The sequence below is a fragment of the Pseudomonas sp. S04 genome (assembly GCF_009834545.1).
In the GTDB taxonomy this organism is placed as follows: domain Bacteria; phylum Pseudomonadota; class Gammaproteobacteria; order Pseudomonadales; family Pseudomonadaceae; genus Aquipseudomonas.
Genome location: NZ_CP019427.1, coordinates 1,079,303 through 1,093,004, shown reverse-complemented (window position 1 = coordinate 1,093,004; position 13,702 = coordinate 1,079,303). Strand labels below are relative to the sequence as shown.

Here is a 13,702-nt window from a genome sequence, read left to right as displayed (position 1 = left end):
CTATTCCTTACCGCTCGATCAGCGCAATGCGCTTGTTGTACCAGTTCATCAGCAAGGAAATGCTGATGCTGATCGCCAGGTACACGCTCATGGTGATAGCAATCACCTCGATCGCCTGTCCGGTCTGGTTCAGCACCGTGCCGGCAAACAGCGAGACCATTTCCGGGTAACCGATACCGGCCGCCAGCGAGGAGTTCTTCGCCAGGTTGAGGTATTGGCTGGTCAGCGGCGGAATGATCACCCGCAACGCCTGGGGAATGATCACCTTGCGCAGGGTCGGGCCGTTGCGCAAACCGAGGGAGTGCGCCGCCTCGGTCTGGCCGTGGCTGACCGACTTGATGCCCGAACGCACGATCTCGGCGATGAACGCCGCGGTGTACACGGTCAGGGCCAGGGTCAGTGCCAGCAGTTCCGGGATCAGCACCCAGCCGCCGACAAAGTTGAAGCCTTGCAGCTTGGGCAACTCCCAGTGCAGCGGTGTGCCGAAGATCACCGCACAGAGCGCCGGGATCAGCAGGAACAGCGCCAGGCCCACCCAGAATTTATGAAAAGGTACACCGGTCGCCTCGAAGCGTTTGGTCGCCCAGCGGTTCATCAGCACAATCGCCACAATGGCTACGCCGATGCTGGCGACAAACGGCCAGAAACCGTCCGCCGTCAACGCGGCCGGCATGTTCAAGCCGCGGCTGCTGACGAAGAAGGTGTCGCCGAAGTTATGGCTGTTGCGTGGCCCCGGCATGGTCAGGAACACCGCGAAGTACCAGAACAGGATCTGCAGCAGCGGCGGAATGTTGCGGAAGACTTCCACGTACACGGTCGCCAGCTTGGCAATGATCCAGTTCTTCGAAAGCCGTGATACGCCGACGATAAACCCCAGGATCGTCGCCAGGATCACGCCAATGAAGGTCACCAACAAGGTGTTGAGCAGGCCGATGACAAACACTCGGGCATAGCTGTCCGATTCGGTGTAGTCGATCAGGGTTTGCGCGATACCGAAACCGGCACTGCGCTCAAGAAAATCGAAGCCGGAGGTAATACCCCGGTGTTGCAGGTTGGTCTGCGTGTTGTCGAACAGATACCAGCCCATCGAGACCACCGCCACAATGGTGATGATCTGGAATAGCCACGCACGCACTTTTGGATCGCTGAGGCTGAGCCTCTGCTTTGGTGCGCCGATAGAATTTTGCATGGAGTGCCCCAGAAATAATGGTACAGAACATCACCCGGTGGTTGGCCCACCGGGTGATAGAACCATCAGCGCACTGGTGGTGCGTATTGAATGCCGCCGTTGTTCCACAGAGCGTTCAGCCCGCGGTCGATTTCCAGCGGAGTGCCCTTGCCGAGGTTTTTCTCGAACACTTCACCGTAGTTGCCGACTTGCTTGACGATCTGCACGACCCAGTCTTTCGGCAGCTTCAGGTCCTTACCGTATTCACCGTCCGCCCCGAGCATACGAGCGACATCCGGGTTCTTGGTGGACTTGGCTTCGGCTTCGACGTTTTTCGAAGTAATGCCGGCCTCTTCAGCGTTGAGCATGGCGTAGCCTGTCCAGCGGATCACGGCCAGCCACTCGTCATCGCCATTACGCACGACAGGGCCCAGTGGCTCCTTGGAAATGGTTTCCGGCAGAACCACGTAGTCCTTCGGTGCGGCCAGCTTGCTGCGCTGGGCGAACAGCTGGGACTTGTCCGAGGTCAGCACGTCGCAACGACCGGATTCCAGCGACTTGGCGCTTTCGTCGGAGGTGTCGAAGGTGATCGGCGTGTATTTCAGGCCGTTGCCGCGGAAGTAATCGGAAACGTTCAGCTCGGTCGTGGTACCGGCTTGAATGCAGATGGTCGCGCCGTCCAGTTCCTTGGCACTCTTGACGCCCAGCTTGTTGTTTACCAGGAAGCCGATGCCGTCGTAGTAGGTGATGAAGCCAGGAAACTTCAGGCCCATGCCCGCGTCGCGGGAGCTGGTCATGGTGGTGTTGCGCGACAGGATGTCAATTTCACCGGACTGCAGCGCGGTGAAGCGTTCCTTGGCGTTCAACTGACTGAACTTCACTTTGGTTGCGTCGCCGAATACCGCGGCGGCCACCGCGCGACAGAAGTCGGCATCAATACCGAGGATCTTGCCGGTGGAATCCGGTACCGAGAAACCCGGCAGACCGTCACTGACGCCGCACTGTACGAAACCCTTCTTCTGCACTGCATCCAGGGTTGCCCCCGCCTGAGCGAACCCGCTGACACCGAGTACTGCGGCCGCAGTCACCATTGCCAGGGTGGATTTCAACATCTTCATTCAAACCTCCAGTTTTGCTCTTGTTGTGTCGGAGCTTGAGTCCTGCCGCACCCTTATGAGGCGCTGTTGACCCGTGTTGGCTTGTTTTAGGGTCAAGCGGCGTAAGACCTTAGCTATGAGTCTAGTAGGAGAAAATCCACATCATGGAAAACTCACTGCTCACCAATCGGCCGAACGGGCTGTAGCCCTTTCTTGTCTGCCAAGCCCGTAGCGGCCTATGGCGAACGTCCATCAGCGGATTTTTTGCTCTCCCGCGCCGGGCGGTTGCCTGATAGTGTTACCGCCAGGCGCAGGATCGCGTGCACAGGTTTTCCCATAGCAAGGCCCGTACCACACCGGGCGCTAAAGCGATTCAGCCGCAGGTCAAGAGCAAAACTTGCAACCTTGCGACAACTTCTTAACTGATCGACCCGCCGTGCACTTTGAGCTCGCACTCAAAGCGGGCGAACGCACAACATTGGAGCAGCCATGAACCATCCCTTGATTCTTGAACCCGTCAAGACCGCAGATGCTTGTGTCATCTGGCTCCACGGCCTGGGCGCCGACCGCTACGACTTCCTGCCCGTGGCCGAAGCCCTGCAGGAAACCCTGCAGACCACGCGCTTCGTCCTGCCCCAGGCGCCGACCCGCGCAGTGACCATCAACGGTGGTTACGAGATGCCCAGCTGGTACGACATTCTGGCCATGAGTCCGGCCCGGGCAATCGACCGCGAGCAACTGGAAGCGTCGGCGCAACGCATCATCGATTTGATCGAAGAGCAGCGCGCGGGCGGAATAGACCCTTCGCGGATTTTCCTCGCGGGTTTTTCCCAGGGTGGCGCGGTGGTCCTGCACAGCACCTTCCTCAAGTGGCAGGGTCCACTGGGTGGCGTACTTGCCCTCTCCACTTATGCCCCCACCTTCACTGACGAACTCGAGCTATCCGCCAGCCAGCAACGTATTCCGGTGCTGTGCCTGCACGGCCAGTACGATGAGGTGGTGCAAAACGCCATGGGCCGCAGCGCCTACGAGTACTTGAAGACCCGTGGTGTCACCGTGACATGGCAGGAATACCCAATGGGGCATGAAGTGTTACCCGAAGAAATTCGTGATATTGGCGCCTGGCTCGCCGAGCGTTTGCGCTAATCCACCCACATCTATGTAGCAGTGTGACCAACGCACTACGCCGCGCCCGATTCTTGCATTACACTGGCCGGCGTACATTCCTTAACCAATTGATGAGATGACCGTGCTCAAAGCACTCAAGAAAATGTTCGGTAAAAGCGAGGCTGAGCAGCTCGCGCCCAGCTCCAGCGCACCCTCCCCAACCACCAGCCACCGCACCGACGGTCATCAGCCTGGTCGGACCGCAGCTGTCGCGGCACCGCAGAACGAGCCAGTGAACACACCGGCCACCGACGTTGCCCCGCCAAAAGCGCGCAGCGAAACCCCGAAGCCGCGTCGCGAACGCGCGCCAAAACCGCCGGTCGTGGCCTGGAAACTCGAAGATTTCGTCGTCGAACCGCAGGAAGGCAAGACCCGCTTCCACGACTTCAAGCTAGCCCCGGAGCTGATGCACGCCATCCAGGACCTGGGCTTCCCGTACTGCACGCCAATCCAGGCGCAGGTATTGGGCTTCACCCTGGCCGGCAAAGACGCCATCGGCCGCGCACAAACCGGCACCGGCAAGACCGCCGCGTTCCTGGTCTCGATCATCACCCAGTTGCTGCAGACCCCACCGCCCAAAGAGCGCTACATGGGTGAGCCACGGGCACTGATCATCGCGCCGACCCGTGAACTGGTGGTGCAGATCGCCAAGGACGCAGCCGACCTGACCAAGTACACCGGCCTCAACGTCATGACCTTTGTCGGCGGCATGGACTTCGACAAGCAGCTCAAGCACCTCGAAGCCCGGCACTGCGACATCCTGGTAGCCACCCCAGGCCGCCTGCTGGACTTCAACCAGCGCGGCGACGTGCACCTGGACATGGTCGAAGTAATGGTGCTGGACGAAGCGGACCGGATGCTCGACATGGGTTTCATCCCACAAGTGCGCCAGATCATTCGCCAGACCCCACCGAAAAGCGAACGCCAAACCCTGCTGTTCTCGGCCACCTTCACCGAAGACGTGATGAACCTGGCCAAGCAATGGACCACCGACCCGTCCATCGTCGAGATCGAAGCCGAGAACGTTGCCAGCGAAAACGTCGAACAGCACATCTACGCCGTTGCCGGTGCCGATAAGTACAAGCTGCTCTACAACCTGGTGACCGACAACGGCTGGGAGCGGGTGATGGTCTTCGCCAACCGCAAGGACGAAGTGCGGCGCATCGAAGAACGCCTGGTCCGCGACGGCGTCAACGCTGCCCAACTGTCGGGCGACGTGCCGCAGCACAAGCGCATCAAGACCCTGGAAGGTTTTCGCGAGGGCAAGATCCGCGTCCTGGTGGCCACCGATGTCGCCGGCCGCGGGATTCACATCGACGGCATCAGCCACGTGATCAACTTCACCCTGCCGGAAGTGCCGGACGATTACGTGCACCGCATTGGCCGGACCGGTCGTGCAGGCGCCGAGGGCGTCTCCATCAGCTTTGCCGGTGAAGATGACTCCTACCAGCTACCGTCCATCGAGGCGCTGCTGGGCCGCAAGATCAGTTGCGAAACCCCGTCGACCCATCTGCTGCGCCCGGTAGAGCGTAAGCGCCCGTAAGTTCGGGTCGCCACACCCCAAGCGCAGCCGATCACGGACTGCGCTTTTTTTACGCCTGGATATTGCCAACAAGAACAATAAGTCCACAATGGACAAATTAGTTCACACGCAAATCCACGGAGCCTGCGCATGCCCCCTTCCCCTTTTGTGATCGACCAAGCCCAGGCTCGCGAACTGCTGGCGCAGGTTGACGTGTCGCAGATCCTGCGCAAATTGTTCCGTGACCTGGCAGCCGGCCAGGCCGTGCAACCGGCCCAGCAACTGGTGGAGTTCCCCCAGGGTGCCGGGGACTTCATCAATTACCTAGGGGTGTTGGCCGAAGATGCTGTCTATGGGGTGAAAACCTCGCCCTACATCGTGCGTGCGCAAGGCGGCGCGCTGGTGACCGCCTGGACCCTGCTGATGTCGATGCGCACCGGCCAGCCTCTGCTGCTGTGCGATGCCGGCGAACTGACCACCGCGCGCACCGCCGCCACCACGGCCGTAGCAGTGGACGCCCTGGCCCGGCCGGATGCCACTCGCCTGGTGATCATAGGCAGCGGCCCCGTAGCCCAAGCGCATCTGCACTACGCCCGGCAACTGCGCGAGTGGCACAGCATCAGCCTCTATTCGCCAAGCCTGGCGACGCGTGATCCAGCGGCGCTGGCGCAATGGATGGCCATGGACTCGCGCCTGCAGATCCAGGACAGCCTGGAGGCGGCGCTCGAGGAGGCCGATGTGATCATGCTCTGCACCTCCTCCGCCGGCCCGGTGATCGACCCACTGAGCTTGCGCAAGCCCGCCTTGATCACCTCCATCAGTACCAACGCGGTGCGCGCCCACGAAGTCCCGCCGCACAGCCTCGGCCAGATGCAGGTGTATTGCGACTACCGTCGGACCACTCCAGACGCTGCCGGGGAAATGTTGATCGCCCGCGAACAACACGACTGGAACCCGGCGGCGATCGTCGGCGACCTGGCGCAACTGCTCAGCGGCCAGATACCACGCCCGACGTACGAGCGCCACGTGTTCTTCCGCTCCATCGGCCTGGGCCTGGAAGACATCGCGCTGGCCAATGCCATCTACCACCTGCTCAACTGACCCAAATCCCTGTAGGAGCGAGCTTGCTCGCTCCTACAAGGGACAGGTGTTTACGCCTTTAAGGACACGTTCATGACCCAGGCAGACTTCATCATCATCGGCGGCGGTATTGCCGGGGCTTCCACCGGTTTCTGGCTGTCGCCCCACGGCCGGGTCATCGTGCTCGAGCGCGAATCCCACCCGGCCTACCATTCCACCGGGCGTTCCGCGGCGCTGTACACCGCCGCGTATGGCACCCCGCAAGTACGCGCGCTGACCCAGGCCAGCCGGGAATTCTTCGATGCCCCGCCAGCGGGCTTCTGCGAACACCCGCTGCTCACCCCTCGAGGCGAGATGACCGTGGACTTCACCGGCGACCCGGATGAGCTGCGCAATCAATACCTCAGTGCCAAGGCCACCGTGCCGCAGATGCAGTTGCTCAGCGCCAACGAGGCCCTGGCACGCCTGCCGATCCTGCGCCGGGACAAGGTCTTTGGCGCAATCTACGACCCGACCGCCACCGACATCGACACCGATGCCCTGCACCAGGGTTATCTGCGGGGCATCCGCCGCAATCAGGGACAGCTGCACACCGATTGCGAAGTGCTGGGCCTGAGCCGTGATCCCCAGGGGCTGTGGCACGTGCAGACCGCCGGCCAGACGTTCAGCGCGCCGATCATCATCAATGCCGCCGGCGCCTGGGCCGACCATCTCGGTGCAATGGCCGGCGCCCAGCCGCTGGGGCTGATTCCCAAGCGGCGCGCGGCGTTTATCTTCGAAGGCCCCAAGGACCTTGATTGCCACGCCTGGCCGATGCTGGTGAGCCTCGACGAATCCTTCTACATGAAACCCGATGCCGGGATGTTCCTCGGCTCGCCGGCCAACGCCGACCCGGTAGAGCCCCATGACGTGCAGCCGGAAGAACTGGACATCGCCATGGGCATCTACCAGATCGAAGAGGCCACCACCCTGACCATCCGCCGCCCGACCCGCACCTGGGCCGGCCTGCGCAGCTTTGTCAGCGATGGCGACCTGGTCAGCGGCTTCGACCCGCAAGTACCCGGGCTGTTCTGGGTTGCCGCCCAGGGCGGCTACGGTATCCAGACTTCGCCCGCCATGGGCCAGGCCAGCGCGGCGCTGGTCCGCGGTGAAGAGCTGCCGCCGGCACTGCAACACTTTGGCCTCAGCGCCAGCATGCTCTCCCCTTCGCGCCTTGGTTGAGCCGGCGCCGGGGTGACGTTCGAACTCGATTGCGGCAAACTTCCAGCGCCCCGGCTCACGGGGCGCCGATTGCCTGGAGCAGCACCGATGACCCCACCTCTACAAGACCCTGCACTGGATAACTTCCGGGCAATCGCCGACGCCATTGCCACGCTGTTTTTCCCCCACGCCGAGGTGGTGCTGCACGACCTGCGCACACAGAAAATCGACTACATCGCCAACAACCTGTCCAAGCGTGAAATCGGCGGCGATGCGGCGCTCGAAGACATGCTCAGCGAGGACATCAGCGAACGCAACATCGGCCCCTACGAGAAGCTCAATTGGGATGGCCAGAAAATCCGCAGCCTGAGCAGTGTCCTGCGCGACAGCAACGGCCACCCGATGGCCGTGCTGTGCATCAACCTGAACATTTCGCTGTTCGAGAACGCCAAGGCAGCGCTGGACCTGTTCCTGTCACCGAGCAAACTGATCCCACAGCCGGATTCACTGTTTCGCGATGACTGGCAGGAGCGCATCAACACCTTCCTGCACAACTGGCTGCGGGAACGACAACTGGGCCTGAGCGTGTTGACCCGCGAGCACAAGCGCGAACTGGTGCTGGCCCTGCATGCCGAAGGCGCCTTCAAGGGCAAAAGCGCCTCCAACTATGTGGCCAATGTGCTGAACATGGGACGGGCGACGGTGTACAAGCACCTGAAGGAATTGAAGGCCGTGCACGGCTGACCCGCGGACAGGCACTGGCGGCTTGCCAGCGAAGCACGCGAGGATGCCGTGTTGAATCAGGCTTGGCGCGTCGTCGTTGACGACCATCGCGAGCAAGCTCGCTCCTACAAACACCCCCGCATGCACCGATCAAACCTGTGGGAGCGAGCCGGGCGGCGCTCCGCTTGCTCGCGATAGCAGTTAATCAATCGCCGTAGATGTCCGACTTGAAGTACTTCTGGGAAATCTGCTGGTATTCGCCATTGGCGCGAATGCCGTCGATGGCCTTGTTCAACTCGGCGACCAGTTCGCTGTTGCCCTTGCGCACCGCAATCCCGGCGCCCTCACCGACGTATTTCGGATCCTTGAGTTCTGGCCCGACGAACGCATAACCCTTGCCACGCGGCATCGACAGGAAATCGCTCAACGGAATGGTGTCGGCGAAAATACCGTCCAGACGACCGGCGGCCAGGTCCATGTAGATTTCTTCGTTGTTGCTGTAGCGCTTGACCAGCACGCCCTTGGGCTCCAGCACTTCAGTGGCAAAACGATCAGTGGTGGTGGCGCGCTGAACCCCCAGGGTCTTGCCCTTGAGGCTGGCGTACTGGTCATCCACCACGGCACCGTCCTTCATCACAAACCGCGACGAAGTGAAGTAGTACTTGTGGCTGAAATCCACCGACTTCTTGCGGTCTTCGTTGATGGTCATGGACGACAGGGCCGCGTCGATTTTCTTCACCTTGAGGGAAGGAATCAGCCCATCGAATTCACCCTCGACCCACTCGCACTTGACCTTCATCTGCGCGCACAGCGCATTGCCAATTTCATAGTCAAAACCGGTGATCGTGCCTTCGGAGGTTTTCGAGGCGAACGGCGGGTATGCCGCTTCAATGCCCAGGCGCAGGGTTTTCTCAGCCGCGAACAACGGGCTGCACGCCAACAGACTGAGGGCCAGACCACTGATGAGGGGAAGCTTCTTCATGTTGATTTTCTCGCGAGTTGTTGTTGGTTTGGCAAGAGGAAGAGAAGCAATTGCACGCTCAAGGCTTGAAGCCTCAAGCGGTTTTTTATACTTATAATTCCATACTGGACTTTTATGTATTAGTCGTCAATCAGGCGTACAGAGGTATCTCGGCCATTGGTCGAGTGGGGGATATCAAGCGTTGGAGGTTACGGTTTCCAGCGATCCGCCGCCGCGTGATCGCTGTCACGCCCGTCCACCCAGCGCGGGCCGTCACTGGTCAGTTCTTTTTTCCAGAACGGCGCGCGGGTCTTCAGGTAGTCCATGACAAAGGCGCAGGCGTCGAACGCCGCCTGGCGGTGGGCGCTGGCGGCGCCGACAAACACGATCGGCTCGCCCGGCTGCAACGCTCCGATGCGGTGCAGCACCTCCAGCTTGAGCAACGGCCAACGCTGCTCGGCCTCCTCGGCAATCTTGCCCAGCGCCTTCTGCGTCATGCCCGGGTAGTGTTCCAGGAACATCCCGGCCACATCGAGGCCGTCGTTGAAGTCACGCACGTAGCCGACAAAACTCACCACCGCACCCACGCCGACATTGGCGGCATGCATCGCGTTGACTTCAGCGCCCGGATCGAAGGGCGACGCCTGCACGCGAATCGCCATGACTCAGCCTCCGGTCACAGTGGGAAAAAACGCCAGTTCATCGCCGTCGCCCACCGGTTCATCCAGTTGGCACAGCTCTTCGTTACGCGCACACATCAGGTTCTGCTCGCTCAGCACCTCGGCGCCGTCACGTTGCGCCAGCAGCGCCCGGACATCGTCGACCGTGGCGAAATCGCCTTCCACCTGTACCGAATCCACGCCCAGGGCTTCGCGGTAGCGGGCAAAAAACTTCACGGTGAGGTTCATTGCCCGGCCACCTGATAGTGCCCGCTCTTGCCGCCCAGTTTCTCCAGCAGGCGCACACTCTCGATGACCATGCCCCGGTCCACGGCCTTGCACATGTCATAGATGGTCAGCGCCGCGATGCTGGCGGCGGTCAGGGCTTCCATTTCCACCCCGGTCTGCCCGGCCAACTTGCAACGCGCGGTGATGCGCACGGCATCGACCCCTTCGGCACTGAGCTCGACCTTGACCCCGGTCAGCATCAGCGGATGGCACAGCGGGATCAGGTCGGAGGTTTTTTTCGCTGCCTGGATTCCGGCAATACGGGCCACGGCGAACACATCGCCCTTGGGATGGCCGCCGCTGACAATCATTTGCAGGGTTTCGGGAAGCATGCGCACCAGCGCTTCGGCCGTGGCCTCACGGGACGTCACGGCTTTTTCGGTGACGTCGACCATATTGGCGCGACCTTGGGAATCGAGATGAGTCAGCACGGGGTTACTCCTGATCAGGAGCGCCGATTGTAAACCCGCGGGTCAATTTTCCGCACGCTTGAATATCAGGGACGCAGCGGGCCATAAAAAACGGGCGGCTGTTGGGCCGCCCGTGTTTACCGAGGATGTTACAGATGGGATTCGGCGTATTCGGCCAGAATCGAACGTGGCACCCCTTGCAGGGTGATGTGCACACCGTTGGGGAAGTCCTTGAAGCGTTCGGTCAGGTACGTCAGCCCGGAGCTGGTCGCGGACAGGTAAGGGGTATCGATCTGCGCCAGGTTACCCAGGCACACCACTTTGGAACCGGCACCGGCACGGGTGATGATGGTTTTCATCTGGTGCGGCGTGAGGTTCTGGCATTCGTCGATCAGGATCAGGCTCTGCTGGAAGCTGCGACCGCGGATGTAGTTGAGGGATTTGAACTGCAAAGGCACTTTGCTGAGGATGTAGTCGACGCTGCCATGGGTGCTTTCGTCATCCATGTGCAAGGCTTCGAGGTTATCGGTGATGGCGCCAAGCCAAGGCTCCATTTTTTCCGCTTCGGTACCCGGCAGGAAGCCGATCTCCTGGTCCAGCCCCTGCACGCTGCGGGTGGCGATAATGCGCCGGTAGCGCTTGCTGACCATGGTCTGCTCGATAGCCGCGGCCAGGGCCAGGATGGTTTTACCGGAACCGGCAGCGCCCGACAGGTTGACCAGGTGGATGTCCGGGTCCAGCAAGGCGTACAGCGCCAGGCTCTGGTAGATGTCGCGAGGTTTCAGGCCCCAGGCTTCCTGGTGCAACAGGGGTTCCTGATGCAGGTCGAGGATCAGCAGCTTGTCGACCTGGATTTCCTTGATCCAGCCGACAAACCCTTGCTCGTCGATGATGAATTCGTTGATGTGCACCGCCGGCAGGTTGTCGATCAACTGCACCTGGTGCCAGGTGCGGCCGTGGTCCTGACGGGTTTCGACCTTGCTCACGCGGTCCCAGAAGGAGCCGGTCATGTTGTGATAACCGTTGGGCAGCAACGACACGTCATCAACCAGTTGGTCGGTGCTGTAGTCCTCTGCCGCGATCCCGCAGGCCCGGGCCTTGAGGCGCATGTTGATGTCTTTGGTGACCAGCACCACCGGCAACTCCGGTTCGCGCGCGTGCAGGTCGATCAACTGGTTGATGATGATGTTGTCGTTCAGGTGCTCGGGCAGGACGATGTTCGGTTCGGTACGCTTGCTCATCAGAATCGACAGCAGCCCCTTGGGCCCGCTTTTTCCACGCTGGATCGGCACGCCCAGTTCAACGTCTTCAGGGGATGCGTCGCCCAGGGTCTTGTCGATCAGGCGAATGGCCTGGCGGCATTCGGCGGCAACGCTGTGATGGCCACTCTTGAGCTTGTCCAGCTCTTCAAGGACGGTCATCGGGATGGCAACGTGGTGCTCTTCAAAGTTCAGCAGCGCGTTGGGATCGTGGATCAATACGTTGGTATCGAGTACATAAAGGATTGGCTGGTTGGAAGAAGAACTACGTCCGTGATCATCCATACTCGGTCACCTTTGTGGGAGCCAGTCGACGCAATACCGTGACAGTTCTGCGCCTCGAAGTGGCCACCGAGTCCACTTGACGTGCGCCTACGGCACGACTCAAGTGAACTGCACACAAGGGGTCTTGGAAGACGCCACCTGTGTTGCAGGTTTCGGCGGTCTGTCTTCGTAATACTCCAAAACCCATGACAGAAAAAAGCACTTTGATGCTTTTTTGAAGTTTATTTTTTTACCCGATAAATACCGCTTGGCGCATGGCACCGGCACCGTTAAAGTCGGAAGTCCGCCTGCATCGAATTGCCCCTGAAAATCGGCCGAAAGCCAATGATTCCGGGCTTTTACCTTTTCAACGAAATGCCTGCCGACACTCCTCCCAGCCAATCCCGCTTTGCGCCGTTCGCGCCAACAGCCAAGGCAGCGCCGTTTTCACCCCATCCTGCCGGGTGTTGAAATTGATCACCCCATGGCGCCATAGCAGCATCAGGGTCAAGACCCGCTGTGCACTCTGCTCCCCCGTCAGTTGCCGGGTGCTGTCGGCCGGATCGATGTCCCACAGCGCCACCTGCAGCCCCTGGGCCTGGAAAAACCCCGCGCCATCGGCGCGCCGTTGACCATTGGGTGGGCGGAACAGCGGCACGAAGTTTTCCGGCAGCCGCTTCTTCACCAGTTCGATGCTGCGTGTCACCGAGTACTGCCAGTCCTGCCAATGACTGTGGGAACGGAACTGCCACCCCTGGACCCCGACGCACTGGCCCGCGTAAAGCTTTTGCAGCTGGGCGACCGACTGTTGCGCCAGGCGACCCTGGATATCACTGCCCAGGACAAAGAACAGCCCGGACAGATTGGCCTTGCGCAGGTACTCGGTCAGCCAGGCAGTGTGATCCGGCACCCGATTGGCGCCGCTGTCGAAACTCAGGACAAACAGCCGGTCATGCAGGGGCTCGCCATTGCGCTCGTAGTCGCCAAACAGCTCGACCTCACTGCTCGTCTGGGGCAGCAACGCGGCCTTGCGCAATTGTTCGTCCAGGTAGTGCTGGTGAAACTCCCGGCTCGGCTCGGCCCAACGGGTATAAAAGGAGTCCGGCCCGAGTTCGAACTTGGCGGCCTGCTGGCGCAATGTCTCGCGGTCCTCGACCAGGAAACAGAAGGAGGCGTCCTGGTCGCAGCTTTGCTCGGCGAACCCGTAGTTGGCCAGCAAGCGCACCCACATCCGCTCGCGCAGGGCATTGATCGCCTCGAGATTGATCATGCGCAAGCCCAGGCGCTGCTTCAGGGCCGGCTCGTCGAGCCCTTCACTGTCGAGCAGGGCCCGAGAGAACGCGAGGATCTCCGCCCGTGAGGCGACATCGAACAGGGTCGGGCTGGTCAGTTGCTCTGGCCAGGTGCTGCGATCGAGGGTGGCCGGTTCGTTGGGCGCGGCAAGCACGCCCGCACTGAACAGCCAGGCGCCAAACAGTAAAGCGATACGCAAAGGGACGTCTCCGTTGCAAAACCCCGCGGCACTATAGCCCATCCGCACCTTGCCTCCCCTCCTTCTGTGGGAGCAAGGCTTGCCCGCGATTGGCATAGGTATCGACACAACGTTGTAGCGGCCTGTGGCGAGGGAGCTTGTTTGCGTGGCGGCCTCTGGGGTATTGGATTAGGCAGAGTACATATCCATTTTTGCGGTAATGGCCTCCTATGGTTCCGCCTGACGGCGGCTCACTTTTGAACAGCGCAAAAGTAAGCAAAACGCTTTTACCCCACCACTCGGTGCCTCGCTTAGGCTCGGCATGCCCGTACTCCGACATTGATTTGGGGGGCCGCCGCAATGGGCCCTCCCTGGCCCAGTGCGGCTAAACCGGCGTCCTGCCGGTTTACCCCCCAAATCAATATCGGACTCC

The 13,702-nt window shown here is 60.9% G+C and carries 13 protein-coding genes; 5 read left to right on the top strand and 8 right to left on the bottom strand.

Annotated features, from left to right (window positions below; genetic code table 11):
* Window positions 1–7: 7 nt before the first annotated feature.
* Both PspS04_RS04695 and PspS04_RS04690 read right to left on the bottom strand, forming a co-directional pair.
* Window positions 8–1,189 (bottom strand): amino acid ABC transporter permease, encoded by a 1,182-nt coding sequence (locus PspS04_RS04695; protein ID WP_095171220.1) that lies wholly within the window; start codon window positions 1,187–1,189, stop codon window positions 8–10.
* A 65-nt stretch (window positions 1,190–1,254) separates the two neighbouring features.
* Window positions 1,255–2,286 (bottom strand): amino acid ABC transporter substrate-binding protein, encoded by a 1,032-nt coding sequence (locus PspS04_RS04690; protein ID WP_159993911.1) that lies wholly within the window; start codon window positions 2,284–2,286, stop codon window positions 1,255–1,257.
* Between the two features lie 468 nt (window positions 2,287–2,754).
* Between PspS04_RS04690 and PspS04_RS04685 the strand changes: the two genes are divergently transcribed.
* From PspS04_RS04685 to PspS04_RS04665, 5 genes are all read left to right on the top strand, one after another.
* Complete coding sequence (locus PspS04_RS04685) at window positions 2,755–3,411, top strand: alpha/beta hydrolase (RefSeq protein WP_159993909.1); 657 nt, start codon at window positions 2,755–2,757, stop codon at window positions 3,409–3,411.
* Window positions 3,412–3,508: 97 nt separating this feature from the next.
* Window positions 3,509–4,975: an ATP-dependent RNA helicase RhlB gene (gene rhlB, locus PspS04_RS04680; protein ID WP_095171225.1), complete on the top strand. Its 1,467-nt coding sequence runs from the start codon at window positions 3,509–3,511 to the stop codon at window positions 4,973–4,975.
* Window positions 4,976–5,104: 129 nt separating this feature from the next.
* Window positions 5,105–6,055, top strand: a complete 951-nt coding sequence (locus PspS04_RS04675; protein ID WP_159993908.1) for an ornithine cyclodeaminase family protein — start codon at window positions 5,105–5,107, stop codon at window positions 6,053–6,055.
* 72 nt (window positions 6,056–6,127) lie between these two features.
* A complete protein-coding gene (locus PspS04_RS04670; protein WP_159993906.1) occupies window positions 6,128–7,255 on the top strand; it encodes an NAD(P)/FAD-dependent oxidoreductase in 1,128 nt (375 codons plus the stop codon).
* 87 nt (window positions 7,256–7,342) lie between these two features.
* Window positions 7,343–7,978, top strand: coding sequence for a helix-turn-helix transcriptional regulator (locus tag PspS04_RS04665; protein ID WP_095171231.1), 636 nt, complete (start codon window positions 7,343–7,345; stop codon window positions 7,976–7,978).
* Between the two features lie 184 nt (window positions 7,979–8,162).
* Here the strand turns inward: PspS04_RS04665 and PspS04_RS04660 are convergent, their stop codons facing one another.
* The 6 genes from PspS04_RS04660 to PspS04_RS04635 all read right to left on the bottom strand — a co-directional run bounded on the left by PspS04_RS04660 (window position 8,163) and on the right by PspS04_RS04635 (window position 13,290).
* Window positions 8,163–8,939: an ABC transporter substrate-binding protein gene (locus tag PspS04_RS04660; RefSeq protein WP_159993904.1), complete on the bottom strand. Its 777-nt coding sequence runs from the start codon at window positions 8,937–8,939 to the stop codon at window positions 8,163–8,165.
* A gap of 188 nt (window positions 8,940–9,127) precedes the next feature.
* On the bottom strand, window positions 9,128–9,580 hold the full coding sequence (gene moaE / locus PspS04_RS04655) for a molybdopterin synthase catalytic subunit MoaE (protein WP_095171234.1): 453 nt from the start codon (window positions 9,578–9,580) through the stop codon (window positions 9,128–9,130).
* Window positions 9,581–9,583: 3 nt separating this feature from the next.
* Window positions 9,584–9,826, bottom strand: a complete 243-nt coding sequence (locus PspS04_RS04650; RefSeq protein ID WP_095171236.1) for a MoaD/ThiS family protein — start codon at window positions 9,824–9,826, stop codon at window positions 9,584–9,586.
* A complete protein-coding gene (gene moaC, locus PspS04_RS04645; protein WP_095171238.1) occupies window positions 9,823–10,296 on the bottom strand; it encodes a cyclic pyranopterin monophosphate synthase MoaC in 474 nt (157 codons plus the stop codon). Before moaC ends, PspS04_RS04650 begins: the two co-directional genes overlap by 4 nt.
* 128 nt (window positions 10,297–10,424) lie before the next feature.
* Window positions 10,425–11,819 carry a PhoH family protein gene (locus PspS04_RS04640; RefSeq protein ID WP_095171240.1) on the bottom strand — a complete coding sequence of 465 codons (1,395 nt, stop codon included), beginning with the start codon at window positions 11,817–11,819 and terminating at the stop codon, window positions 10,425–10,427.
* Window positions 11,820–12,165: 346 nt separating this feature from the next.
* A complete protein-coding gene (locus tag PspS04_RS04635; RefSeq protein ID WP_159993902.1) occupies window positions 12,166–13,290 on the bottom strand; it encodes a polysaccharide deacetylase family protein in 1,125 nt (374 codons plus the stop codon).
* Between the last annotated feature and the right edge of the window lie 412 nt (window positions 13,291–13,702).